General features: G+C 61.4%; 12 protein-coding genes. 1 reads left to right on the top strand and 11 read right to left on the bottom strand.

Annotated elements, in window-relative coordinates; translation table 11 throughout:
- Positions 1 to 7: 7 nt before the first annotated feature.
- From TM1040_RS16450 to TM1040_RS16415, 8 genes are all read right to left on the bottom strand, one after another.
- Positions 8 to 850: a glycosyltransferase gene (locus TM1040_RS16450; RefSeq protein WP_011539726.1), complete on the bottom strand. Its 843-nt coding sequence runs from the start codon at positions 848 to 850 to the stop codon at positions 8 to 10.
- Positions 847 to 3,384 carry a hypothetical protein gene (locus tag TM1040_RS16445; RefSeq protein WP_011539725.1) on the bottom strand — a complete coding sequence of 846 codons (2,538 nt, stop codon included), beginning with the start codon at positions 3,382 to 3,384 and terminating at the stop codon, positions 847 to 849. The genes TM1040_RS16450 and TM1040_RS16445 overlap by 4 nt, the downstream gene beginning before the upstream one ends.
- Positions 3,381 to 4,346: a hypothetical protein gene (locus tag TM1040_RS16440; protein ID WP_011539724.1), complete on the bottom strand. Its 966-nt coding sequence runs from the start codon at positions 4,344 to 4,346 to the stop codon at positions 3,381 to 3,383. Before TM1040_RS16440 ends, TM1040_RS16445 begins: the two co-directional genes overlap by 4 nt.
- The gene (locus TM1040_RS16435; RefSeq protein ID WP_011539723.1) at positions 4,343 to 5,053 is read right to left on the bottom strand and encodes a 4'-phosphopantetheinyl transferase family protein; all 711 of its coding nucleotides are present in this window, start codon (positions 5,051 to 5,053) and stop codon (positions 4,343 to 4,345) included. The genes TM1040_RS16440 and TM1040_RS16435 overlap by 4 nt, the downstream gene beginning before the upstream one ends.
- Complete coding sequence (locus tag TM1040_RS16430) at positions 5,050 to 9,609, bottom strand: MupA/Atu3671 family FMN-dependent luciferase-like monooxygenase (RefSeq protein WP_011539722.1); 4,560 nt, start codon at positions 9,607 to 9,609, stop codon at positions 5,050 to 5,052. The genes TM1040_RS16435 and TM1040_RS16430 overlap by 4 nt, the downstream gene beginning before the upstream one ends.
- Positions 9,606 to 10,628 (bottom strand): glycosyltransferase family 2 protein, encoded by a 1,023-nt coding sequence (locus TM1040_RS16425; RefSeq protein ID WP_011539721.1) that lies wholly within the window; start codon positions 10,626 to 10,628, stop codon positions 9,606 to 9,608. The genes TM1040_RS16430 and TM1040_RS16425 overlap by 4 nt, the downstream gene beginning before the upstream one ends.
- Positions 10,629 to 10,631: 3 nt before the next feature.
- Positions 10,632 to 17,084 carry a type I polyketide synthase gene (locus tag TM1040_RS16420; protein WP_011539720.1) on the bottom strand — a complete coding sequence of 2,151 codons (6,453 nt, stop codon included), beginning with the start codon at positions 17,082 to 17,084 and terminating at the stop codon, positions 10,632 to 10,634.
- 188 nt (positions 17,085 to 17,272) lie between these two features.
- A complete protein-coding gene (locus TM1040_RS16415; protein WP_011539719.1) occupies positions 17,273 to 18,739 on the bottom strand; it encodes a membrane protein in 1,467 nt (488 codons plus the stop codon).
- A 171-nt stretch (positions 18,740 to 18,910) separates the two neighbouring features.
- Between TM1040_RS16415 and TM1040_RS16410 the strand changes: the two genes are divergently transcribed.
- Entirely contained in the window at positions 18,911 to 19,633 is a 723-nt protein-coding gene (locus TM1040_RS16410) for a WecB/TagA/CpsF family glycosyltransferase (RefSeq protein ID WP_011539718.1), read from the top strand.
- A gap of 67 nt (positions 19,634 to 19,700) precedes the next feature.
- Here TM1040_RS16410 and TM1040_RS16405 read toward each other — a convergent pair whose 3' ends face one another.
- From TM1040_RS16405 to TM1040_RS16395, 3 genes are read right to left on the bottom strand one after another with little or no spacing between them, the layout of a single operon-like run.
- On the bottom strand, positions 19,701 to 20,699 hold the full coding sequence (locus TM1040_RS16405; protein ID WP_011539717.1) for a glycosyltransferase: 999 nt from the start codon (positions 20,697 to 20,699) through the stop codon (positions 19,701 to 19,703).
- 3 nt (positions 20,700 to 20,702) lie between these two features.
- Positions 20,703 to 24,710, bottom strand: a complete 4,008-nt coding sequence (locus TM1040_RS16400) for a translocation/assembly module TamB domain-containing protein (RefSeq protein WP_011539716.1) — start codon at positions 24,708 to 24,710, stop codon at positions 20,703 to 20,705.
- Complete coding sequence (locus TM1040_RS16395) at positions 24,707 to 26,539, bottom strand: autotransporter assembly complex protein TamA (protein ID WP_011539715.1); 1,833 nt, start codon at positions 26,537 to 26,539, stop codon at positions 24,707 to 24,709. The genes TM1040_RS16400 and TM1040_RS16395 overlap by 4 nt, the downstream gene beginning before the upstream one ends.
- Positions 26,540 to 26,695: the final 156 nt, after the last annotated feature.

Genomic DNA, 26,695 nt, shown 5'->3' with positions numbered 1-26,695 from the left:
GCTTCGCTTAGCGCCCGCGCGTCCAAACCACATTTGAAGCAAACAGGTTGGTTTTCACCGCCAGTGCAACGGCAACATAGACTGTGGCATCGAGAGGACGTGTCAGCGCGACGCGAGCAAGGCTGTGTGCGCTAGACGGGCGTCGGTCGTCATTTTGCAAAAGCTGTGGAAACAGCTCCTTGATCTCCTCGACGCCGCGATCCTGTCGTCTGCGCACACGGGTGAGGTTGCGAAACCCTTCGACCATGGGCCAATGATAGCGACCGGGCAGGCGGATGCGCTCCTCAGGGCGAAAGTTCAACCGCGCAAAGGTGTCGTCTGAGATGATCGCGGGCCAGTCTTGCCAGCGCGCCCGCCCGGCGCGGGTCATGGCAAAGATCCCAAACCCCGGCGTGCCAATCCTTACAAAAGGGAGGCGGACCCATGCGCGTGCATAGGCACGGGTGATCGCGCTCTGTGCTGGGACCACACATGGCGTGCCACTGGCGTAGAGGGCTGGGCCTTTGCCGAGAGCCTCTGCAATTTGCGCCAGCAGGTCTGTTTCAACCTGAACATCGGCATCCAGATACACCAGAATATCCCCAGTTGCGGCGCGATCACCCTCGGAGAGAGCCGCAAGTTTGCCGCCCTCTGCCCGCTCCAGAATGCGCAGCCTCCAGCCTTCGGGGGCGGGGATCTCTCTCGTACGTGCAACCGTCTCGTCAGTGCAGCCATTTGCCAGCACCAAGACTTCAATCTCGTGCCCGAGAATCTCAGACGCATAAAGCGCTGTGAGACAATCACCGATATAGTCGGCCTCGTTGTGGGCGGGGATGAGGATGGAAATCCGGCGCTGGGGAGGGGCTGTCACCTGGCTGCCTCCAACACATCCCAGCGGGGGTTTTTGTCTGAAAGGGTCCGCAAGTTGCCCCAGCTGCCCCAGCGCCCTGGTACCGACACATCGGAATAGGCGCCAAACAGGGTTCCGCCGATGTCGGGCCAGGCATTGAGCAGCTTGCGATAAAGCTCGCCCATCTCCGGACTGTAGTTCAGATGCGTGAAAAACGCGGTCAGCGCGTCATCATCGACCAGCGGGCCGTGGCCGACCACATGGGTGCCGCCCTCATACATGATAAGTTCCAGGTCGTGTTCTGCCGCAACCTTGGCATGATAAGGGAGGATGCGCGCCAAGAGGTCGTTTAGCGCGCCCTCTTGCGAGCCGCTGTTCAACCCATCCTGCAATTCGACCAGGGCCTGCGCGGTTGCGATGTCGAACTGATGGTCCTCAACATAGCCGGCCAACGCCGCCCCGCGCAGGCCGTTTTGAACCCCGGCATCACGCGCGCGCTCGCGGCTGTCAGCGAGCCAGGCGCGCACCATGGGCGCCTGTTCCTGCATTCCGAGTGATGCTCCAAAATATCCGGTGACGGCATAGGCATCAAAACTGCGGTAGGGTGGCTGGCGATCCGGGTCTTCGGCCGTCCAAAGCGGCGCAGTCAGGATTTGCTCTTCAAGCCCGAGCCAGCCGGTCTGAGTGGACATCACCCGAACAAGGCGGTCAGGCAGCTGTACTTGATCCGTGCCTTCAGCAAAAACCTCGGTCCAGATCTCGGCGATTTCGGCGGATCTTGCCCCATAATACTGCAGCCACAGACCGTCTTTGCCCCAGGCCTCCTGCGCCTGCTTGTCTGCCCATTGGGCCTGTTGGAACTGCCAGTTCCAGACCTCGTTGGAATATTCCACATAGGCTTTTAGGTCTTCGTCCAGTCCATCGCGCACGAGCGTGGCGAAATTGCGGACATAAGTATCGTCGGACATATGTGGCAGGGTGAACCAGGGATCGGCGCCCACGCGGTTGGCAAGCGTCACGAGGACCTCGGCGGGCACACCGCGGGTGCTCCAAGTGTAGTCGCGATAGCGCGGACGATCCTCCCAACCGATCTGGTCCGAATTGTTGGTATCCATCCAATCCATGAAACGTAGCGCGGCAAAGCCTTCTATCCGGTCAAGCCAGTCCGGGTTGAACAGCGCCCCTTGATCATAGGCTGGCAGGTCGCGTTCGCGCACCACGGTGATGTTGCGCACATAGTCGCCCGTACCCGCGCGATCAGAGCGTTGAATGCGAATATCCACCGCGCCGGGACCGGGCTCAAAATCAAACGAGACCTGGTTTTTGCCATAGCGGACATTTTTTGCCCGCCCCCCCGCCTCGACGATGCCTTTGCCGTCAAAGCGCACGACATAGCGCCCCGAGAGGCTGTTGGCGGTTTCTGGCAGATCGTTCAAGAGCACGGTTCCAATGGAGCCAAGCTCGGGCGGAATAGCGAGCGGCCAGCCATCCGGGTCGAGATAGCCTGCGGCGCGCAGCTCTTCTTCGGTGACACCGCCCCAGCGCCCGGGCAAATGTCCGATCCAGGCGCGCGCGGTCTTGAAGTGATCGAGGAAAGGTGCCTGCGGGCTCCAATCGCGGATCGCGGCAAGGTTCATCGCAATCGGCTGCTTGCGTACAATCGGTTTCCCGGATGGCAGGGCAGCAACAGAGGTCTCGTCATTCAGGATTGCAGGCCCGGGCTCGAGCGGCAACGCGACAGGATCCGGTGGAAGCGTCATGCGCGCTTGTGATCCCGTGGCCGCGCCCGCCGCAATTTCCTGCAAGCGCAGCGCAAGATCGGCAGAAGGCGCCTTGTAGGGTGTGCCCCATTCGGTTTTCAGGACGCGTGGCAGGCCTTCGGGCGAGGTGCCGGTGAGCACCGCATATTGCACAAGCGCGAGGTAATAGAACCCGATGTCATTGGGGTGAATGTCGTCCGAAAAGACATCGTTGATCCTACTCAACCCCGGCACGGTGCCGGTTTCGATGGCGTCCGCGAGACGACCAAGGGCTTGCCCTGTGGGTAAGAGGCGAATGTCGCCGCCGGTGTTTGAGCGCACTTTTTCTACGACACCCTGCCAATGGGGCAGATCGTTGTCGAGGCGGCTGCGCCAGGCCACGTCGCCCCCGTCATCAAAGGGCACCTCTTCTCCGGTTCCGCTCAAGAGGCTGTGCCAGCCCTCCTGGACATATAGTGTCACATTGGGGTTCGACTGGGCGGCGACGCTATAGAATTTTTCTATCGCGCCTTCGGTATCGCTCCAGCGCAGATGATTGGCGAGCGGGATCGCCTCTGTCACGATCAGCGCATCCACCGGAGCTTCGGCGAGGCGCGTGCGGGCATTGACCCCCTGGGCCTTGTCGGCGTGTTCCCAATTATACCGCAGGGGCGCACCGTTGATGATCTGGAACTCGACCACGGGTCGGTTCTCTTGCCCGGCCTGAAGAAGCTGTTGCAGCATGCGCGGATTTTCAGGACCGATCAGAGAATGCCCAATCATCATCACGGCAGTGATGAGGGCCTCCGTGCTCATGATGCCTCCGATTTGGCACTTGCTACGCCGGTGCGGGGCAGGTGGGTGACGGTGCGCCATACGATGGATTGCAACTGGCGGGCGGTTTCTGCGTCGAGTGCTTTGAATTCCGTACCATCGGCAAGGGCTACCCTGTGGGGCAGGCCCTCAGGAGTGCGATGATAAAGCACCGCATAATGCGTAAGCGCGACGATATAGGCGCCAAGCGGGCTAAGATGGATCTGGTCGCGCGTGCCGTCCGGCAGCAGATCAAACAGCGCCTCGCGGTCTGAGAAGCCGTTGATCTCCCCGGCTTCGGCTGCGCGTGTAACGGCGGCAAGCACCTGGCCTCCGGGGATGAGATACAAGGGCTGGTCCGAGGCCGCGCGGTCATCGCGGGCAGCGAGTTCATCCAACCACAGCGCCTCCAGATCGGCGTCAATACGATTGAGCCACCCTTCGGCATCGTCGAGCCGGTGCCATGTCTCATACAGATAGAGCCGGGCGTTCGGGTTGCCTTTGCGTGCCAGATCGGCCCACCGATTGAGATAGCGTGCACCGTCGAAATACTTGATCGCATCGCGCAGCTCCACCATTTCGGTGAAGATCACAGCATCATAGTCCGTCGTGGAGAGCGCCTCTTTGGGGTCCCGCCAGATCGGAGCGGCGTTGACCTTGTCAAAGTCGAGGATCGGCTCGCTTTCTTCCCAATGCGCTCTCAGCGCTGTACCTGAGCCGCGCTGGACATTGTAGGCGTGGCCGGAGCCTGCAAACTGCGCCAGGAAATGCGGAATATCCGCGCCCACCAGTGAGTGTCCGAGGTGATACACCGTCAATGGGGCCTGCGGGGCTGGAAGTGGTGGGACCTCGACTGGGCTGGAGCCGCGCGATCCCAGAGACCAAAGCGTGAGCGCGCCAACCGGTAGGGCGGCGCAGATCAGCAGCAAAGCGCGGCGCGGCAGATGGCGCAGGCGATTCATCATGGGCACAGCTCATTCTTTGAGATTTCAACCGCGGTGATGATTACCCCAGTGGTGATCGCAAATCGACCCCGGAGGAGATCTCCGCTGCGGTAAGGCAATTGATCCGAGGTGAAACAGGCCGTGAACTGCCCTTTGTTTGTGTCAAAGACAAGTTCGAGCCCACTGAAGCCGAAAAAGCGCTCTGAACGGGAATACTGAGCCTTGTAGGCGGCTTCTTTCGCAGAAAACAGCAGTTTGCCAGCTTGGCCGGGGTCAGGCTGTGCAGCGATCCAGGTCTGTTCGGCGGGGCTTGCGATGCTGTCCCACAGGTCGCGCGACAGAGGGGTGTCCTCTTCGACATCGACGCCGATGCCGGTAAAGTCGCGTGTAAACCCAACCGCCGCCATGGCGCAGGAGGCACAATGCGTGATGCTGCCGGTCAGACCCTCTGGCCAAAGAGGCGCGCGTTTCGGCCCGATAAGGATCGGCGCACAGGGTTGGTCCAACGCGCGCATCGCCTGATGCGCCGAGGCGCGCCCGGCGGCAAATTCGCGCCGCCGCTTTTCCACGGCATTGGGCGACAAGCAGGCGCTTTCTTCGGCAAAGGGTTCCGGGAGGTCACCATGTGGGTCGCAGGTGGCGATTGCGATCGGATCTGACAAGAGTTGGCGCAGCGCGTGCTGGCGCTGCTGCGAGATATCCTGTGGCGCGGGTCGGGGTGCAATCATCCAGAGCGGGCTTTGCGATTGGCGCGCATTGCGCGGCGTTTGGACATGGTGTCTGCACGCCCTGCCGGGGCGGCAGGGGACGTCTCCGCAACCGTGGTGTCGCCGGTCTGCAGGTGTTCCAGGTGTGAGGCCAACCCGTCAAGGGTCGGAAAGCGGAAGATATCCGTGATCGACAACCGCTCGACCTCAAGCGCGCTGCGAATGTCGCGATGAGCCTGAACCGCCAATAGGGAATGCCCACCGAGCGCAAAGAAATTATCGCTTTTGCCAACAGCCGGCACGCCAAGGAGCGCCTTCCAGATCTCCGAGATCTTCTGCTGTACGGGCGACTGAGGTTCGGCAGAGATTACATGTGCTTCTTGTCGGCTGGGGGTTGGGTCGGGCAGCGCCTTGCGGTCGATTTTCTTGTTGGGCGTCAGAGGGAAAGCCTCAAGCACCACTATGTGTGACGGCACCATTGCCCCGGCGAGTTGCCGCGACAGTTGTGCCTTGGCCTCGGTCTCTGAGAAAACGCCGGATGCGGTGACATAGCCAACCAGCCGCTCGTCTGAGCCGACCTTGCGTGGGATCACAACGGCAGCGGTCACGCCCTCGACTGCGGTCAGCGCGGTTTCGATTTCGCCCAGTTCGATCCGCTGGCCGCGGATCTTGACCTGATGATCCGTGCGCCCGAGAAAATCGAGCTTGCCGTCCTCGCGCCACCGCACCAAATCCCCGGTACGATACATCTTTTGCCCTGACAGGAAGGGATCATCGGGGAACCGTTCGGCCGTGAGCGCGTCGCGCCGCCAATACCCGGCCGTCACGCCTGCGCCGCCGATGTAGAGTTCACCTGCCGCCCCGACGGGGGCGAGTTGCCCCTTGGCGTCGAGAACGTAGACAGAGTTATTGGCCACAGGCGTTCCGATCGGGGCAATACCCGTTGGGGCGCGTTCCAGCGTTTCAACCGTGGACCAGATCGTAGTCTCAGTGGGGCCATACATATTGTGAAGCGTGGCCCTGGTCTGCTCGCGCAGGGCGGCAACAAGATCGCCGGGCAAGGCCTCGCCGCCAACGAGAAGGTGTCGCAAGCGCCCGAGCGCGGGGCTTGCATCTGCATCAGAGGCAATCATGCGCGCCATCGAGGGGGTGCATTGCATATGCGTCACCCCGTGACGCACGATCTGCGCGGCGAGCGAGAAGTCATCATTTGCCAACTCTTGCACGCGATTGGAGCGGCGCAGGACTTCTGCAAGGGGTTTGAGCCCTTCAAGCACCACATGCGGTGCAATCCCATAATCAATCAGGCAGGCGACCTCATCGACGCCGATGCGCTTGAGATCCTCGACGCGCGCGACTGCGTCGTCGACCGTGCCAAAGAGACCTGACTCTTCGAAGTATCGCTCAAATGCGAAATCGAGGATGGCTTCCAGCTCCTCGCTGCTGAGACTGCCAAGATCCATTTCAAAGGGATTGTCGACGCCCTTTGGGCGTTTGAACGCTGGAAAAGCCCAGGCATACTGTTTAATGAGCCCAGCCGCAGAGCGCAGGTAGTCCTTCATCGGCTCGCGCGCCACCTCGCGGGCGGCCTCGCGGGTCTCGGCGAGATAGGTGTGCAACATGAGTGTCACGGTGAAATCCGCCGGGTCATACCCCGCCTCGCGCAGCGCGGCATGGTATAGCGCGATCTTGTCGCCGACCTCGTCGATACTCTGGCCTAGAAGATGCGTAAGCACATTGGCCCCCACGCGCCCAGCCTCGCGCCATGTCTCCGGGTTGCCTGCCGTGGTGACCCAGACGGCAAGTTCCTCTGAAACCGGGCGTGGTTGCGTGACCACCGAATGCTGGCCACCATCCGCGCGCGGGAAAGCGACTTCTTCGCCTCGCCAGAGCTTTCGCACTGTCTGAAGGGCTTCAAACAGCGCTGGTTTGTTGGCAGGCGGCGTGTTCTCGGGGCGCAAGATGAAGTCATCCGGCTGCCAGCCCGAGGCAAAGCCAATACCCGCGCGCCCGCCCGTCAGATTGTCGATGACCGCCCATTCTTCGGCGATGCGCGCGGGGTGATGAAGCGGCGCCACACAGGAGCCGGCCCGCACACCGATATTGCGGGTCACCGCTGCCACGGCGGCACCGGTCACGGAGGGGTTCGGGTAGGGGCCACCAAAGGCGTGGAAGTGCCGCTCTGGCGTCCAGACCGCATTGAACCCATGGGCATCCGCAAACTTGGCGCCCTCTAGAAGCAATTCGTATTTCTTTTCGCCCGCGCCGTCGTCATTGCCCCAGTAATAGAGATTGAAATCCATCTTGCGATCGCTGAGCCCGATGGGACCGTTGGCCAGCTGTAGGCGGCTTTCGTCGCTGGAGAGCACCAGTTTGAAGCCGCGCGCAAGCGTCCAGAAAAGCTCCAGCACCGAAATATCAAACGAGAGGCTTGTCACCGCGAGCCAGGCGTCTCCCGGCTGATGGGGGATGCGCGCATCCATCGCGGTAAAGAAGTTCGCCACATTGCGATGACGCACCATCACGCCTTTTGGCAAGCCCGTGGAGCCTGAGGTATAGATCAGATACGCGAGATCTTCGGCAGCACCTGCCCGGATCGGGTCCGCCTCGGTTGTGAGGTCGAGCGCGTCGAGATGCAGCTGCCTGGCATCGCTTTCGGGGAGTTCCGCAGCGAGGCTTTCATGGGTGACAATGACCGCGGCCTGACTGTCGGTGATGTAATGCGCGATACGGTCGGCAGGGTAGGTAGGATCAAGCGGTACATAGGCCGCGCCGGCCTTCAAAATACCAAGCGTTGCAATCACCAGATCCATGGAGCGACGCAGATACACGCCCACATGGCTGCCCGGTTTTGCACCGAGGTCATGCAGATGTCGGGCCAGCGCGTCAGCGCGTTGGTTCAACGCGCGATAGGTCAGCTGTTGATCTTCAAAAACGACCGCTATCGCATCTGGGGTTCTTGCCACCTGCGCCTCAAAAGCGGCGTGAATGGTTTGATCTGTGGGGTAGTCACAACCGGTATCGTTCCATGTCTCAATCAGGCGCGTCCGCTCTGAATCTGGCAGCATTGGCAGCGTGGAGAGCGTCGCTGCACCGTCTTCGGGCAGCGTGTTCAAGAGGCACTGAAGCCGCGCAGCCAGCATCGACAGCGCCTCGGGTGATAGCTGGCAAGAGCGCAGCTGCAATCGGCTATCCGACTGGATCAGGGCCAGTTTGGCCTGTGCGGGGGCGAGGTTCGTCCCAAGGCACAGCGCAACCTCTGGAGGTGTTTCAATCGTGACTTCCGGCGCGCGCAGGATGAGGTCGGTTGCAAAGCCCCCCATGTTGTCCAAGCGGTCCAGAACCTCGGCCGCGCGGGCCTCTACAGTTTTGATCTTTTCGTCGATCTCCGCGCTCAGCGGCACCCAGTTTGAAAGCACTCCCAAGTCGTCTGACGTTTGTAGATCCGGTAGCGAGAGCGCGATTGAGCCTGCGGTCTCACCGAGGCTCTGCAACAGCCACGCCAGCATTGCGGCCATCAGGGTCTGGGGCGCACAATCCGTCGGCAACTGGATGTCGGCAGTGGCCTCGACGTCGAGTTCCGCGCCCTGCAGTGGCACGGGCAAGGGTAGCATCTCAGCCAAAGAGCGGCGCCAATAAGGTTCCGCCTTTTGGCAGGTCTGCGCCGCCGCATTGAGGGCCTCCACCTCTTGATCGGAGAGGGTGGGCAGCACATCACCCACTTCGAGGAGGGCAGAGGGCTGCAACGCCCCTCCCGAGAGGGTCTTCAGGTCGCGCAGTTCTATTGCACCATCGGCGCAGGCGACGGTCAGAGCATTTGCGCTCACCGCGAGAACTTCCCCCGGAATACCCTCGCCTTCGGTGGCTTGCGCTGCACCGACCGCAGCGACCTGTCCCGGCAAGCGGATTTTGGCCGTGGTCAACGGGTTCCAATAGCCGCCCATATCAAGGCCCCGCACCAGACACAAAAGCGTGTCGCGGTTGCGGTCAAACCGCAAGAAGCCAGCCGCATCGGGGCGATCCTTGCGTGCATGATAGCGGCGATGGCTGAGGTCTTGCGGCGTGCGCTCTAGTGCGCCGCTCTCGAGTTGCTCGAGCACTTCGCCAAAGCTGTCGAGTGCAGCACCGTAGCATTTGGAGTTGAGGCTAAAGGCCGTCTCATCTGGTGCAATCGCAAACCGGCGCTGGGCCAGAATATCGCCCTCGTCGACGCCGCCTTCGATCAGGTGCCACGTGATGCCATGCTCTTCAGCGCCTTCGAGAATGGCCCAATTTGGCGTATTGAGACCCGCCCGGTCTGGCAGCGGGCCATCGTGAAAGTTGACCGCCCCCAGTCGCGCTTTGGAGATCACCGCCTCTGGCAGGACCTGCAGGTTTGCAATCGACAAAAGCCAGTCGAATTCAATGTCAATCTCTAGCGGCTTAGAATGTGTGTTCAAACCCTTGGAGGCTGCCCAAGAGGTGATCTCAGCATCTGTGCTGACGACGGCGCGAATATCATGACCGCGTGCCAGCAAGGCCTCGCAACAACCGATCAGCAGGGATTCATTGCCAATGACGACGGTTGAAATAGTCATGACTTGTTGTCCTCCAAGACGGGGTCAGGTGCAAAGGGCCGTGCGGGGCGCGGTGCGGGACGTGGCCGAAGCGCGCGTTTGACATGATGGCGCGTCAAGTCGCCATAAAAATGTGGCGCATCAGCCCGGGGCTTGTCGGATATCAGGCGACGCAAGCCATAAATTGACCCTCCGAGGAGCCGTGCGCAGGTCGCGGCAACCGCATAGAGCGCTCCGTGGCTCTGCGTGAAATAGTGAAGCCGCGAGTCGAGCCAGAACTCTGGCGTGCGCGCCCACGTCTTCATTCCGGTCGAGGCCGATCCGACATGGGTGATCGTGCTGTGTGGGACGTAATAGGTGCGCCAGCCCGCACGCGCAGCGCGGTGGCACAGTTCGGTTTCCTCGAAGTAGAGAAAGAACGTCTCGTCAAACCCGCCGACGGCTTCGATCACGTTGCGGCGGATCATCATGCTGGCTCCGGCGGTCCAGTCCACCTGTTGCACGGCAGATGGAATGTCCAAGGGCACGATGGCATGTTTCAACAAACGCGAAATGAAACCTGTACGCGCGGCCCCTTCAAATTCGCTTGCGATTGTTGGAAATCGAAAGAGCGTACAATGCGGAGTACCGTCCTCACCATGGACATAAGATCCTGCAAGCCCCGCCTCGGACGTCTTGAGCAAGAAGTCCCTCAGGGTGGAGATGCAGTCTTGTTCCGGAAACGCGTCCGAATTGAGCAGATAAAAGAAGTCCGGCCGCGTACCGTCCGAAAGCAATGCGCGAAAGCCGATATTCATGCCGGCACCAAACCCGCCGTTCACAGGGGAGGCCTCGATGCGCAACCGTCCGCTGTCAAGCCAGCCGCGCGCGGCGGCGCCTGCCTGCAGAGCCTCGAAAGATCCATCACCCGAGCCATTGTCGATTATCAGCACCTCGCCCGGCAGGTCTTCCATCTCCTCCAATGCGGCTTCTGCCGCTTTGAGGGTCATGGCAGGCGTGCGAAAATTCAGGATGATCGTGAGGATCGTGTTGCGCGCCATCAATTACTCCGCCGCCTTAGAGCTGTCGTGAGGCCGGGTCGCGCGACTGTTGGTTGCCGCCAGCAGATCGCGGATTTTCTTGCCAAGAACGCTGACGTTGGGCGCTAGCACCATGCCATCATGATCGCCGGGCACCTCGCATACATCCAGCGCAGGAGCGAACTGCTTCCAGTCATTGTCCGGATAAACATACTCGCGCTCGCGGCTCACCCACTGGCCGCCAGAGACCTTCCAGTGCTGGTCCAGCACCGGGCGATAGAGCGTGACCGGTCCATTCCAGGGCTGCACAGTGTAGCTGGCAACAGCGCGCAAAAATGCCAATTCGATCTTACGATTGTTGAAGCCTGCATTCTCTGCCCCTTCGGACGGGCGGCTCTGGCGTTTGCGGATTTCCCAGGCAATGCGGTTGCGCGCCCATTCGGTCACAAACCCGGGCCCTTTGGCGCGGATTTCGGCGATCTTGATCAGGGTCTTGTCGATCGGTTTCAGGTCGGGGCGCACCGGAAGCGGCGTATCAAGAAGCACAAGTGCGTCCACAGCGTCGCCGGAGGCCTTGAGCTGTTGCGCGATTTCATAGGCGGTGATGCCGCCGCCCGAGAAACCACCAATCAGATAGGGCCCCTCCGGCTGCACCAGCCGCATCTCAGCGATATAGTCGCGCGCCGCGTCTTCGATCCGCTCATGGGGTTCATCCGCGCCAATCAGCCCGCGCGCCTGCAGGCCATAGACAGGGCGATCTTCTCCCAGGATTTGAGCAAGATGGCGCAGGTTCAGAACGTTTCCGAACATGCCCGCAACGATGAACATCGGCGCCGCTTCGCCATTTTCGCCGGGCGCAAGGCGGACCAGGTGACTGTAGCTCTGCGGGGTGGTGGTTTCCGTGTCGCTGGTAGATGTGACCGTGACCGCCGGAGGGCCGGCCTCCTTATCAATGCGTTGCGCCAGGGCTCCGACAGTGGGGGCGTCGAACAGGACTGACATCGCAAACTCCACCCCAAAGCTGCGTTTGATCTGAGCAAAGAGACGGACTGCGATCAGGGAATGCCCCCCAAGATCAAAGAAGCTGTCCTCTACACCAACGCGCGAGAGGCCCAGAAGGCTTGCAAAATGCCCCGCGAGCGTTTCTTCGGTTTCGGTGCTGGGCGCCACATAATCCGTATCCAGATCTGGGCGCTCAAAGCTCTGACCTTCGCTCTCTGACGTGATTTCAGCCCCGTTTTCCGCCTGCGCGCGCAGGGCCGAAAGATCGAGCGAAGAGACAATGACCTGAGGCTGCTTTGCGGCGAGTGCGCGCTCGAGCGCTGCGCCACCCTCTTCACTGCGAATGCCATTCTCGAGATTGGCCAGCAAACGACGTTCATCCGGCGAAAGGGGCTGTATCTCCGCCTCCGAGGTGAGGCCAAGCGCGGCGGCTGTGGTGTCGGTGCGAGCGGGCAAGAGATCAAAGCCGCCGCTCAGCTGTTGCATGCGGAAATGCGAGATCTCGACCAGCACGTTCCCGGTCTCGTCGCAGAGGGTGATGTCAAAGAGCACGGAGCCGCGTTCGCCGCCTTCTTGCGCAAGGCGCACGTGGCTAAAGACGGTTTTCACCAAGGGCGCGTGGACCCGGATCGATCCATAAGACACCGGTACCCAGAGCGTGCTTGGCTCATATCCCGGTGCCAATTCGATGGCCCAGCCGGTTGCAAGGTCCAGCAAGCCCGGGTGTAGAAGTGTCCCGTCTTGGTCGGCCAGATCCGGCAGCGACAGTTTGGCGAGCCCCTCATCGCGACCAAGGGCCATGGATTGCAGCACATGCCACCGTGGACCAAAGCGCAGATTTGCCTCCTGTGGCGATGTCAGGCGCTCGCTTGCCGGATCTGCGGCTTTGGGTGTGCAGCGGGCGGCAATGGCCTCCAACGAAAGCTGCGGGGTCTCTGCGTCCAGCGCACGCGACACGACTTCGGCCTCTGCGGTGCGCGCGTATCCTTCCGAGGTTTCGGCGTGGATCTGGACGTCATAGCCGCCTTGAGTGGGAGCCAGATGCATCACTGCTTCGCGCGGACTGCCGTCCTCAACCACAAAGGGCTGCAAAAAATAGAGATCGCGGATTTCAAATGGTGGCGAGACGTCGAGCGCGGTCAGCCCTTCGGCTATCAACTCAACATTGCCCGTGCCGGGGATGAGGGCCCTGCCATCTTTGGTGCGGTGCTCATCGAGGAGCCAGTGTTTGTCCGCCTCAAAGCGGCTTTTGAATATGGGCGTGCCGTTCCGATCAAATCCTTGGGTTTGCCAGAGCGCGGCCTCTGAGGGCTGTGGTTCCGAAGGCGCAGCGCTGCCGCGCCGGGCGGCCATGGCGTCCGCTGCCATGCCGGTATCCGCCCAGATCCCCCAGTCCAGCGCCACCACGTGGGTTTGAGCGCCCTGTCGGGATTTTGCCCATGCATTGAGGAACTCATTGGCTGCGACATAATCTACCTGCCCTGCGGGGCGCGTGACGGTCGACGAGGATGAGAACAGCACCATGAGATCAATGGTGCCATCCGGGAAAACCTGATCCAGAACCCGCAAACCACTCACTTTCGGCGCGAGCACCTCAGCGATCTGCCGGTCGGTTTTGGCCAAGAGGGGCGCATCGGCGATAAAGCCGGCGCCATGGAAGAGGCCGGAGATCGGACCAAAGGCAGCAGAGGCGGCCTCGGCAGCATCCCGCATTTCTTGAAGATTGCAGACATCTGCGCTCAGCGTCAGCACCTCTCCGCGTCCGGTGGCCTCCAGTTTCTGAACCGCGCGGATGCGCTGCGCGATCCGATCGGACGGGCTGCGGCGGCGCAGCTCTCTGCCCCAGTCTGCGCGGGGCGGCAGCGTTTCGCGCGACAAAAGCGTCACTCGCGCCTCGTAAGTGCGCATCAGATGTTCCGCAATCGTTAGCCCAATGCCGCCGTAGCCGCCCGTCAGGAGGTAATGGCCACCTTTCTTGAGCGGCAGATCACGTGCGTCCGGCTCCGAGAGAGGAAGCGGGCGGTAGTCAAGCTCAAAGCGTTTTTCACCGCGCCAAGCAGCGCTGTGGTTGCCTGGCATGGCAAGCAGCTCTTCGAGGAGCCGCGTTGTGATGCATGCAGGGGCTGACCCCCCAAGGAGCGCGTTCCAGCCGGTTGGAGCTTGCGGTAATTCGATGTCGCAAGTGGCGACAGTGACACCTGGGATCTCGCGCGGGATGATCCCGGCAGGCCCGGAGATCATCGCCTTTTCAGGATAGGGCAGGGACTCGCCGTGGACCTGCATGGCACCAGTGGTCATCACGCTCAGATGCACGGAGTGCGGCAAATCGGCCTGCGCCAGCGCCTGACCTAATGCCGTAAGGGACATCAGCCCCATCTCAACGTTGCGGTCAAAGAACGAAGAGCCCGGCCGGTACTCTTCAGTTTCCGTGACCAGCCAGAAATGTGCGATCCGATCTGGGAAATAGCCCGCCTCGGTCAGATCCGCCAGCAGCGCTTCGGTTCCAAATCGCCCCTCCTCGGGAGCCAGTTGGTAGAGATCGGGTGCAAGCTGCGCATATGTATCACCTGCGCGCACGCGCGCGACGCGGTGCCCGGCTGCGAGAAGCGCCTCGGCGCAGGCGGCCCCCTGTCCCGTGGTATCTTCGAAAATGAGCCAGCTGTGCGGCTCAAGCGCGAGGTCGTTTTCAATGTCGAGTGCACAATCGGCCAGCCGTGGCCGCCAGGCCGGGCGATAGCCCCAGTCGGCCATGTCTTTGTGGTGTTCGGGCAGGGCGGCTTCGGGTTGCTGCACCGATTTCCCCGGCTCGATGAAGTATCGGTTGCGCTGGAACGCGTAGGTGGGCAGGCTCAGGCGGTTGCGCTGCGCGTCGCCCCAGACCTGCGGCCAATCCGCTTCGACGCCGCAAGCCCACAGGCGCCCGATTACGCCAAAGAAATAGGCATCATCTGCAATGTCTTGATCGGGGTGACGCAGAGAACTCAGCACCTGCCCCGGTGCCACTTCAGGAGACATCTGAGCCAGAGCGCTCAGCGCCTTGCCGGGACCTACCTCAAGATAGACGCGTCCCTTGGTGGCCCCGAGCGTTTCGATGCAATCCGCAAAGCGCACGGTATTGCGCAGCTGCTCGACCCAGTAGTCCGCGCTCATCGCCTGTTCCGCCGTGAGCGGCTGACCGGTGCGGTTGGACATCACCGGAAGGGTCGGAGGTTGCAGATCAAGGCGGCGCAGGAAATCACCATATGCGCCGAGGATAGGTTCGAGCATGCGGCTGTGGGCGGCAATATCGATGGGAATGCGCTGGAACTCCACGCCGCGCGCCCGAAGTTGCTCGGACAGGGCGTCGAGGCGATCATTGGGGCCGGAGACAGCGGTGAGTTCCGGGGCGTTGACGCTGGCGATGTCCAGATCCTCGCCCACCAGCGTCTCCACCTCTGCCAGCGGCAGCGAGATCGACAACATGCCACCGGGCTCGATCGTGTCGAACAAGCGCCCGCGCAGTTGTACGAGGTCGATGCAGTCTTCAAAGCGCATTACACCCGCGAGACAGGCCGCGGTATTTTCGCCCATCGAGTGCCCCACCATGGCGGCGGGCCGAACGCCCCAGCTGATCCATAGCTGCGCCAGCGCGTATTCCACGATCATAATGAGTGGCAGTTGCACCGAAGGTTTCAAGAGGGCCGCATTGGCGCTGGCCTCTTCACCCGGTTCAGGCAGCCACAGCGCGCGGATGTCAAAATCGAGGCTCTTTTCCAGGTGATCCAGACCCTGATCCATCCAATCCGCAAAGACTGGTTCGGTCTCATAGAGATCACGCGCCATACCCGCAAACTGCGCTCCACCGCCGGGGAACATAAAGACGGTTTCGGGCTGCGGACCGAGGTGATCATGGGTGAAGACCTCGCGTGGATTGGCCGCTTCCAACTTGTCAGCGGCTTCGGTGGCGGTTTCGGCCACCACAACGCGGCGTTTGGCGAACCCTCTGCGGCCTTCCTTGAGCGTAAAGGCCACATCGGCCAGTTCAACCTCGGGATTGGCGCGCAGATAGGCGATCAGGTTCTGGGTGTTGGCCTCGAGCGCGGCTTTGGTCTGGCCAGAGAGGCAGAGCACCTGAAACGGGAAATCGCTTTCCTCGGAGGCAGCGCGCACCGGGGCCTCTTCGAGGATGGCATGCGCGTTGGTGCCCCCAACGCCAAGTGCATTCACGGCTGCGCGGCGCGGGCCCTTGTGGGACATCCATGGGCGCAATGCGTCGTTGACCTGAAAAGGCGAGGTTTCAAAATCGATTGTTGGGTTCGGCTTCTCAAAGCCAAGCGAGGGCGGCAGGGTTTTGTGCTCCAGTGCCAGCGCGGTTTTTACAAAACCCGCCACGCCAGCGGCGGTATCGAGATGACCGATATTGGTTTTGACCGACCCAATCCGGCAATAGCCCTTGGCGTCCGTGCCGTCGCGATAGGCCTCTGTGAGGGCGGCCACCTCGATGGGGTCGCCGATATAGGTGCCGGTGCCGTGACATTCCACATAGTCTATGGTCTCGGGATTCACGCGCGCCGCTGTCAGCGCCTTCCGCACGGCGGCGGACTGCCCGTCTACCGAGGGCGCCAGATAACCGGCCTTGGCGGCGCCGTCATTGTTTATGGCAGAGCCTTTGATCACGGCCCAGATATGGTCGCCGTCCGCGACTGCATCGCCCAGTCGACGGAGCGCCACCGCCCCAGCACCCGAGCCAAAGACGGTGCCCTGAGCGCGATGATCAAAGGCATGGCAATGACCATCAGGCGACAGGATTTCGTTTTCCTTGTAGAGGTAGCCGCGCCCCTGCGGGAGCTCGATCGTCACCCCCCCCGCCAGAGCCATGTCGCACTCGCCATTGCGCAGCGCCTCGGCGGCGTAATGGATCGCAACCAGCGAGGTCGAACAAGCGGTCTGAACGTTGACCGATGGCCCTTTTAGATCAAAGACATGGCTCACACGGGTGGTGAGAAAGTCCTTGTCGTTGCCGGTGTGGCGCAAAAGGAACATGCCAACGTCATCCACCAGATCTGGGTTCGAGCAGATGTTGAAATAGAAATAACTGCCCATGCCGCAGCCCGCATAGACGCCCACCTGACCTTTGAGGCTCTCTGGGGTATGCCCCGCATCCTCCATTGCGCCCCAAGCCACCTCGAGAAACTTGCGATGCTGGGGGTCCAGGATCGCCGCCTCTTTGGGTGAAAACCCAAAGAACTCCGCATCAAATTCATCAAATCCATCTAGCGGCGCGCATGAGGGGACATAATTGGGATCGCGCAGCGTCTCCGCCCGCTCGCCAGCGGAAAGAAGACTGTCTTCATCGACGCTCTGGATCGACTCGATCCCATCGCGCAGGTTGGTCCAGTATTCCTGAACCGATGCTGCCCCCGGCAAAGCGACCGACATGCCGACTACGGCGATATCGTCCGGGCTGAACGCGTCGTTTGGTGTCTTCTTGTCCATTTCTGTCGACCTATCTCGGACTATGCCGACTTCAGTGTCACAAAATTCAGATGCCACATGCGCGCCACAATGGCGTTTGGGAGCCTGAGCGCTGGGCGACTTAAGTGCGGGTTACGAAACATCTTGGGCCGTGCTGAGGTGGGATTGTGGTCAAACTGAGGATCTGAGTGCCATGTTGCGCAGCTGCTTTAGTCCATCACCGGATGTGACTGGCCCTTTGTAGCGGGCATGTCTAATGCCTGACGTCCACCGAACAGCGCTTGACGGGGGGCAAAGCTCCTCGGGTAAAGTTCCCGTTCCGCATAGCCCAAAATGGCTCCCGCACACATCCAGGTGACCGGCACCAGCGTATCATTCAACAACATATCAATCATGGTGGCACCCAAGATCAGCGATATACAAGAGACATGCGGTGATATTCTGGATGTCTCTTGTCGTCGCATCGCCCAGTAGAGCAGGGCAAGCGTGCTCGTCAAAAGCCCCATCTCCGCGAGGTAGCCCACCCATCCGAAACTCCCAAAGGTGATGATCCACCGGCCGTCTGGAATGGAAAGGATGCGGCCGTCGTTTTCATCTCGGATCAGGTTCCTTCCCCAGGCGCCCCAGCCAAAAACGGGTTTTTCAGCAGCCCTTTCTAACAAAACCTCCTCGTTTTCAAATCTATAGCCCAAAGACTGCGCGCGATCCGGGCTGAATTCTTCGATCTTGGTCAAGACCGTCTCTAGTGGAATAACATGCGCGTTTCGCAGGATCGGGTAGATGCAACCAATCAGCGCGATAGCCAATGCCAGTTTAACCTGCAGGCGATAGGACGCCAGCGCGACAACGGGGGTAAAGGCGAGCCCATAGGCCAGCGATGCCATGCTTTTGCACAAAACCAGCATACAAAAGAGGTAGAACGCGGCCACGTAGAGGCGTGCGCGGCTGCCTGACTCTGCCACGCGGGCCAGCGACACGGTAGCGATCAAGGCGCTGAACATGAACAGAGCAAGCCAGAGCGCATGCGGCAGGAACACGATTGGCCGATAGCCCCCCATCCGAATCATCTGGGCAAAGTCATGTTGGAAAAATCCATAGATCCATACATTCATCTGCGGGCTGAAACGGATCTCGATCAGGGAGGGAATGGAATAGAACAGACCCGCAATGCAGAAGGCCAGTAGCAATTCGCGATGCGCGTCTGGCGTCGAAAGATGGCGGCGCGCGATGAAAAACGGGATCAAAACGATGACCTGCCCGATCATCACCGAACCCATATCGCGCCAGCGCAAACCGGGCAGTTCCGAATGATAAAAGATGATCGGCGCGGCGTCTTGCAGCGTTTCAAACAGGATCCGATCGGAATTGGTCAGCACGGTGGGGATCGCGCTGATCACAAATACGATGACCAGAATGCGCAGGAACAGCGCACTGGGTAAAAACGGCACCGGAGCTTTTGCCACGAAGACGCAGCCGACAAGCGCCATGATCGAACTGATCGAGAATTTGTCGAGATCCGGCACGAGCGGCAGGTCAAAGGCGGCGACAGGTGGCAAGATCAGGTAGCCCCCGATCAGACAGAGCAAGATTGCACGTTGCAAGGGGAGCCGTTGAAAAAACACCAGCACCGCAACTGGCCACACCAGCAACATCAAGTTTGCAATCGCGTTAGGCACTCATTCTCGCCTCACTTCGACCCAGATTCCCTAGTACGGTATACTTCAGATCGGGCACAAGTTTTTCGGAAATATGGTAAAAAGAAGTTTGTGCAGGCACCAAGAGAGCTGTCGGAATATGAATTTTCTGTTGATAAACAAAGCATTACGGTCAATGTCCCGAATTGGCGCATGTTGAAAGCCAAAATTTCGAACAGGTTCCATGAGCGCGACGGCTTTGCGCTGGCGACGATCAATCTCGATCATTTGGTGAAGCTGGGGCATGATCAGGCTTTTCTGACTTCGTATCAGGCGCAGGATTTTATCGTTGCGGACGGGCGCCCGATCACCTGGCTCTCCTATCTTGCGAACCAGCCTGTCGACTTGATGCCGGGGTCCGACATGGTGACGCCGCTCGCTGAACTGGCCGCATCTGCCAAGGCCAAGGTGGCGCTCGTGGGCTCTTCGGAAGCCGTGTTGCAAAAAGCAGGCGCAGAGCTGAGCCGCCGTGTGCCGGGGCTTGAGGTCGTCTATGTACGCGCGCCCAGCAGAGGGTTTGATCCGTTTGGCGCAGAGGCGCGCGGTATCCTGCAAGACCTTGATGCCCAAGACATCGGGCTGTGTTTTATCGCCCTCGGTGCGCCCAAGCAGGAACATTTTGCCCGTCTTGGCCGGGAGCTTGCGCCGCGCACGGGCTTTGCGTCGATTGGGGCAGGGTTGGATTTCATCGCGGGCGCTCAACGGCGTGCACCAAGGCTAATGCGAAAACTTGCGCTCGAGTGGTTCTGGCGCATGCTGAGCAACCCGCTCCGTTTGATGCCGCGCTATATCAAGTGCATTCTGATCCTGCCGGGCCAAGTCGTCCACGCGTTGCGCCTGCGGATGGACGCAAGCGCCGCAAGACGCGAAATCTAGGTCAATCCTCTGGTCGCCACTCACCGCTGAGCGGACGGAGACCGCTCGGTCGCCGCTGGCTGGGCAGCTATTTGTACTCGATTAAGTCCCGCTGGCTGCCACGCAGCCTGTTGAGATGAAACTCGATCACGCCGAGGGCTTCGGGGCATTTCCCGAGAACGGAATAGAAGGCCGCGATCGGCCTCATCCTGCGCGACAGGCGTAGGAACTGCAGCGGGTAGAGAAGGGCCAGAGCGGCTGCAAGCAGTGGCGAGACGACGGCGCTCAGCAGGATCAGCAATGGCAGCAGCGCCCCCCAGACAATCGCACGGCGTGTTTCTGTGACCCAATGCCGTTCAGGCGGCGCGCCATGCAGGAACGCGCCTTCGGCAAAGGCATGACCTGCACGACGCGTGCGGTTCCACCACTGCGAAAACCTGAACATCTGTGCGTCATGCAGCGTCATCTCATGATCCAGCCGCCAGACCCGCCAGCCGGCGTGTCGCAGGCGCACGCAGAGCTCTGGTTCCTCGCCTGCAATCAGCGTGTCACGGTATCCCCCCACCGCCAAAAGCGCGTCGCGGCGCATCAGTGCATCCCCTCCGCAGGCACGGGTTTCGCCAACTGGCGTGTTCCATTCCTGATCGCAGAGCCAATTGTACACGCTGGCTTCGGGTGCGCGCTCGCGCCTGCGGCCACAGACAACCGCCACATCCGGGTGATGGGCCAAGAAATCTGTGGCCTGGGCCAGCCAGCCCGTATCCAGCACGCAGTCACCGTCAATGAATTGCACCAGCCCAGGTGTCCCGGATACGCCAAGATGCTGAAGCCCCGCATTTCGGGCGCGGGCCGCAGTAAAGGGGCGTGACATGTCCAGCGCGACGACTTCAGCGCCACGCGCCTCTGCCTGCGCAACCGAACCATCGGTCGAACCGCTGTCGACATAGATGATCCGCTGCACCTGACCTGCGAGACTGTCAAGGCAGGCCAGCAGACGCGTGCCCTCATTGCGCCCAATGACAATGGCATCAACACGCAGGGGCCCGCTTGGGCGCGTGTCGCACTGGGAAGGTGGCGCAGTGCGCATGCCTTAATAATCCCGCTTGAAATACACCCCGAGCCCCGTCTCGCCTTCGCTATCGGCCTTGCCGGCCACGGTGAGGGATTTGGTAAGGTCGAGGTTGATCGACAGTTCGCTGTTGCCCTCGGCGGTCACGTTCACGTCCGTGTACACGTTGTCCGCAAGATACCCGCCAAGCCCCAGCTGCCCCACGCCGAGATTGTCGATGCCAATATCTGCATTGTCGGCGCCGGTGCTGTCACGCAGCGCCTTGTTCGCGCCACCGCCGCGACCGCTCAGTGTCAGGGCAGAACTGGCCAGCCGCGCAAGCGCGAGCGGTGAAATGTCTTGGATGTTGTCCCCAAACAGCAGCAGGGCCAGCGCCTCTTCGCTTGGTCGAGGTGGCTCTGATGTGACTTTGATCTGCGGGCCATCGAGGGGACCGGCAATAGAGAGGGTGGCAGTGCCCTGTTCGGTATTGGCGCTCGAGACAAACTCCAGATAGGGCTTGAGGTCGCCCAAGAGCGTCACGCGCCCTTCGTCGAGGTTCAGCCTGCGCCCCAGAATGTCAAAGGTGCCACGGATCAGACCCACTTGCCCGGAAGGCGCAAGATTGGCGGTGGTGCCACCCACCGCGATTGTGCCGCCCAGTTCCGCATTGAGCCCGCGGCCCCGCGCAAAGATCTTGTTTGGCGCACTGATAAGCACATCAAGTGCGATATTGCTGTTGCTCTTGGAAGCCGCAGATCCCGTCTCAATCAAGCCGGCGCGGGCTCTGGTTGCGATCTGTGCGCCCGTTTGGCCGACGTGGCGAATTGGCGGAATGGGCGCGGCTGATACAGCGCCCCCGGCTGTGTTGAGGTTGAAGTTGGTTTCGCCAATGTCGATCCGCCCGGAGAGGCGACTGTTTCCCGCAAGCGCGCCCGAAAAGCGCAGCTGCCCGCCAAGGGAGGTGTCAAATGACAGGTTGTCGGTCAGCACCACGTCAGCGAGCGAGATCCGCAGATCCCCTGCATAAGGCGCGGCAAGAGAGACCGGGCCATTGACCTCGATGCGCCCGCCGTCACGCGGACGGGCCGAAAGATTCACGGCGGCGGAACCACTATTCAACGAGATACGGGTGGAGATCCCCTCGATGGTCTGCGCTGCTTGGGGCAGAACCATCTGCGCGCCGGATGTGGTGATTGTGCCGCTCACCGAATTGAGTTGCGCCGGCCCGCGCAGTGCGAGATCAAATTCGGCCAGCCCCTTGATGAGATTAGGCTTCAAAAAGGCGTTGGCCCCTTCCAGCCGCAACGTTCCCTTGGCCGAGACATCCGCGATTGCCCGCGCCTCATCCCATGTTCCAGCCAGCCGTGAGGCCATTCCAAGTGGGCCGTCTGCGGTGCTCTCGACGGTCCAGATACCATCTGCGCGGCGGGCTTCCCCCTTCGCGCTCAGTGCCCCGTCCAGCCCTGGTACAATCTGCTGTAGCTCGCGCACCAGGGCGTCAAAGCGGACGCGGGCCGTGCCATCGGTTTCACTGAGCTCGACATCGAGGTCAGCCGCCGTTCCTGCGGGCCCTGTAACCTTGCCCCCTGCCGCCCATGCGCCAGCCCGCCGGGTAGCGGAAATATCCGCTGAGGCCCGCCCTGGAAGCGTTGGCGCGTAGGCGCGCACTTCTGCCACCTCCGCCTTCAGCTTGAGATCAAGATCGCCCGAGGTTTCAACAAAGCCTGCGTCAAAAGTTGCGGTGGTATCGCCGGGGGCCGTGACATCACCTTTGGCCTGCCACTGACCGTCCCGCCGGGATGCGATCAGTCTTGCCGTGGCCTGACCGGTGATGGCAGGGGCAAATTGCTCCACTCGCGCCAACAGCGCGGAGAGATCAAGGTCGATCGCGCCGTCGGCCTCATGAAATCCCCCCTTGATCCGGGCGCGCGTACCGCCGGTGGCAGTGAGCGTCATATCCCCGGTCCATTGCGCCGCGCGCCGAGTGGCCGTGCCAGTTGCAATCACCGGCGCCCCAGCGAGTTCGGGAACAAAGGCTTCGGGCGCACCAACAAAGGCCTCAAACCCAAAATCGGCTGCACCGTCAAGCGTGAAGCTGCCGTCGAGATCCATCGCGGTTTTCTGTGGCCCGCGCAAAGCGACAGTGCCGTCGAGACGGTTGCCACTGCGGTCGAAATTCGCCGAGAGCGTGAGCGGGCCAGGCAGGTCGGTCACAAACCGGTCGAGCCGTGCGAGCGTGGCATCAAGGCGCAGCGCGCCTTCGCCACTATCGAGCGTTCCTTGCCCGGTGGCGGATACTTCTGCGGTTTGCAGGTGAAATTGGTCAATCCGGATTCCAGCCGTGTCGCGCGCGGCCACCAGTTTCAGGCGGCTCTCTCCCACCAAGAGCGGGTCCACATTCGGGATTGCGGTGCCAAGATCGCGCCCCAGAAGCGCAAGATCGACCCCGAAGGCGCCGCTCAGAGGTTGGAAATGCCCGCTCACATCGGCCTCTGCCGATCCTGACAGATCCAGCCCGGCCAACACCGAATACCGGCTGAGGTTTTCTGCCAGAAGACTGAGCGTGGTGGCGATGCGCAGATCTCCTTCGAGCCTGTCAAAACGCAACTCGCCCCGCGCGCTATAAGAGTCGCCCTGCAGTTCGAGATCGCGCACCAGAAAATCGGCGCCGTCTTTCGTCGTCAGCTGTGCGCTGAGGCTGAGTTTGCTGCCGGTTGCCGCAGCCAGCGCAGGATCCGAAAGCACAAAGCCGCTGAGCCGCGCATCAAGTGCCCCATCAAGGTTAAAACCTGCGTCTTGGTCCAGCGCCCCTGCGGCGTTCACGACCGCGCGTTTGATGCTCAGGTCTGCTGTGCGCAGGCTGTCGAGTTCGGCGTTGATGGTCCAGTTTTCGCCTTCCGGCTTCTTCAAATCCATCGTCACGGCAGCAACCGTGGTGTCGGCGCCTGACACCGGAAGGATTACCGCGGCTTGCCCCTCGGGCGCTGTGATTGCAGCCTTGATATTGGCGGTCTGCAACATGCCCGCTTCTAGGCGTAGCGCGCCGGTCAGTTGCAAGGCGCGGGTACGCAGCACGAGGTTGTCAAGTTCGACACCGCCAGAGCTCAGGCTGCGCCCTTTGACATTGGCGCGCATGCCGGGGCCAAAGAAGGGGCGATATGCGGGCGGGAGCAGCGGGTCTATGTCGCCCCCGATGTCTGCCGAGAACGCCAGCCCCGCATCAGTATCGCTGTCGACATCTCCCAGGCCTCTCAGGCTCACGGTCCCTGTGATGCGGTCGTGGCTATTGCTGGCAAACCCGATGTCTGCCGTGAAATCTGTAAGCGAGCCTTCGCCTTTGATGGCGAGGCGTAGATCAGGGCGGCCGGGCAAGTCCATCGCGGTCGAGAGCAAGCCGCCGGGTGCCTCGTCGAGCGCAATATCCAGTGCGAGCTGTTCGGTGGTGTTGGAAAAAGACGCCGCAAGATGGAGCGCGTCACCGCGCCTGTCCAACCGTGCCACATTGAGGTCGGTCTCCAGCGCCCCATCCGCTAGTGTCAGCGCGCCATCAACCGACAGGGAGGCTGCTTGGCCGGTCAGGGCTTCGCCAAGCCGGATTTCACCTGCGGCGATGTCGCCGATCTCAATTGACACAGGCAATTCCGGGAGCCGGAAAGGTGTCGCCTCGGGCATGGGCAATTCCGGGTCTGCGGGCACCGGTTCCGGGCTGCGCGCCACGGTTATGCGATCTGCCTTGAGGTGATTGACCGAAAAGCGTCCGCGTACCAGTGCCAGGCGGTTCCAATCGAGCTCGGCTCCTTCGACCGTCAACCAGATGCCCTCTGCGTCAGAGACGGTTAGCTTGGCGATCTTTGCCTGCGAGGAAAACGCGCCCTCCAGACCCTCGACACTCACCGTGCGGCTGTCGCCGGAGAGTGTATCCTCGAGAAAGGACACCAAGAGGCCGCCAGATTCTGACGCGTCTTGTGCCAGGGTGGGCAGGGGAGTCAGGACCGGGCAGGTGGCGAGGCCACAGGTGAAGATGAGGCTCTGGAGGTTCTGTTTCAAAACGCCTGTCCTATGCCGATGTAAAACTGCAACCCGTCTTCGGTGTCGCCCGCCACCGGCATCGCGAGGTCGAGCCGGATCGGGCCAACACCGGTGACGTCATAGCGTACACCAATACCGGCCCCCGCATGATATTCGCTGTCGCCACTGATAAAACTGTCTTTGTCGACAAAGCCGACGTCGTAAAAGCCCACCAGCGAAATCGCATTTGTGATCCGCCCGCGCAGCTCGCCCGAAAGCGCAAGGTAGGCGCGCCCACCGGCTGTGCCGCCGGGGGTGTCAACCCCGAGGGATTGGAACTCCTGTCCGCGCACGGAGCCCGCACCGCCCGAGAAATACAGAAATGTCGGAGAGACATCGCTTGGGTCTGGACCGATGATCGAGCCAAGCTGCACACGCCCTGCAAGGACCAGACGATCAGAGTTGCCTAGCGCTTTGTAACCGCGGGCATCAATGTTGATCTGCACCCCGGGATCGCCACCCGATACGCCCACAAAGGGGACGATTTCCCCGTCGAGATAGTAGCCAGCCGTCGGGTTGGTCTTGATATTGCGCATGTCCTTTTCGCCCCGCAGACGTGCGGCCACATATTTGAACTCGCGGTTGCTGCCATAGGCGTCGTCCGCGTTGATGTAGCGCAATCCGAGCGCGCCTTCGACAAAGGTGGTGTCGGAAACGATGCGCCGCACCCCGACCGCTGCCAAGGCGCTGCGGGCGGTGTAATGCTCTTCACGCAACTGCTCGATCGAGGCGAGGTAGAACAGGTTCCGGTCCGTGCCCAGGGCAGCCGGGCGGTCCAGACGCGCGGTGATGCTGCTGTTGATGTCGCTGCTGCCGATGCCACTCACCGAAAAGTCGATTTTCAATCGCTCGGCGCCGCCAAACAGGTTCCGGTGCATCCAGCTGGTGCTGAGTTCCATCGCCTGCGACGAGGAAATCTCCACCCCGAACGTGAAACGCCGCTTGGGCAGATCTTCGACTTCGGCAATGAAATCGAGGCTGCCATCGGGGTTCGGCACGTCGGCCTGTCGCAGCGCAACGGTCGAGAACGCCCCCGTGCGGCGCAGGCGATTGGCGGCTTTTGAGACGAGATCGGGATGATAGGTTTGCCCTTTGGCAAAGCCTGCGATCCGCTGGATCGCCTGAGGTCGAACGTCGGATTCGCCTGTAATTCTGAGGTTGCCTAAGCGCAGCCGTGGTCCCGGCGCGATCCTGAGTTCGGCATCGAGGCGCCGTTTGACCGCATTGGCCGTAATGGATTGACCGGCAAGTTCTACCTTCGGGTGGCCGGCACGATCCCAGGCGCCAAGGCCCGCGTTTGCAGCCTCCTGAATGGCACCGGTGTTGGCGGGTTTGCCGGTCGCAAAGCCTTCGGGCAGGGACGCGGTCCCCCCCGCGGGCAGGGGGGTGACGACGGTACGGCCAAAGGTGAAGGCCGGGCCCGGATCGACGGTGATGGCAATGTTCTGCACGCGCTTTGGCGGGTTCAGCAGGTTGATCGCCGCAGCCTCGCGCCCATCCAGACGAATATTGACGACAGGCGCAAAATATCCCGCGTCATAAAGGACTTGAACCAAGGTCCGATAGTCCGAGAGCGATGCCGCAATGATCTCTTGTGTTTCCGAGTTTTGGCTCAGCCCAAGCGCCGCGCTTGCGCCGCGCAGCCGTTCGGCGAGATCGTCCGGTGCCTTGGGAGCGGCGAGGTTTGCATCCAGCGCCGACAGGGGGCTGGCCGATAGGGCGACACTCAGGCTCAAGGCCAGCGACAAGGGGCGCAGAGTGCGGCACAGGGGAAAGGCAGTCCGGCGCAATTGGCAAAATCTGAACATGAAATCTCCGGCAGCGGGCAGGCGGGGCGGTGCAGAACCGTGGCTGGCAGAAACAAGCCAACGGCATATGAATGAGGCTACACGCATGGCCGGTGACATAAAACCTCGGCCCGCCGGGTCGAGCCCATGTAGAGGAGAATTGCTGTAGTGGCGTGG

This window comes from Ruegeria sp. TM1040, from assembly GCF_000014065.1.
In the GTDB taxonomy this organism is placed as follows: Bacteria; Pseudomonadota; Alphaproteobacteria; order Rhodobacterales; family Rhodobacteraceae; genus Epibacterium.
The sequence above is the reverse complement of the archived record's forward strand: the minus strand, read 5'-3'. Positions and strand labels throughout refer to the sequence as shown.

Excerpts from the sequence above, each read along its gene's own strand:
- TM1040_RS16445 (WP_011539725.1), bottom strand. The coding sequence starts at position 3,384 with ATGAGCACGGAGGCCCTCATCACTGCCGTGATGATGATTGGGCATTCT.
- TM1040_RS16440 (WP_011539724.1), bottom strand. The coding sequence starts at position 4,346 with ATGATGAATCGCCTGCGCCATCTGCCGCGCCGCGCTTTGCTGCTGATC.
- TM1040_RS16435 (WP_011539723.1), bottom strand. The coding sequence starts at position 5,053 with ATGATTGCACCCCGACCCGCGCCACAGGATATCTCGCAGCAGCGCCAG.
- TM1040_RS16430 (WP_011539722.1), bottom strand. The coding sequence starts at position 9,609 with ATGACTATTTCAACCGTCGTCATTGGCAATGAATCCCTGCTGATCGGT.
- TM1040_RS16425 (WP_011539721.1), bottom strand. The coding sequence starts at position 10,628 with ATGGCGCGCAACACGATCCTCACGATCATCCTGAATTTTCGCACGCCT.
- TM1040_RS16420 (WP_011539720.1), bottom strand. The coding sequence starts at position 17,084 with ATGGACAAGAAGACACCAAACGACGCGTTCAGCCCGGACGATATCGCC.
- TM1040_RS16410 (WP_011539718.1), top strand. The coding sequence starts at position 18,911 with ATGTTGAAAGCCAAAATTTCGAACAGGTTCCATGAGCGCGACGGCTTT.
- TM1040_RS16405 (WP_011539717.1), bottom strand. The coding sequence starts at position 20,699 with ATGCGCACTGCGCCACCTTCCCAGTGCGACACGCGCCCAAGCGGGCCC.
- TM1040_RS16395 (WP_011539715.1), bottom strand. The coding sequence starts at position 26,539 with ATGTTCAGATTTTGCCAATTGCGCCGGACTGCCTTTCCCCTGTGCCGC.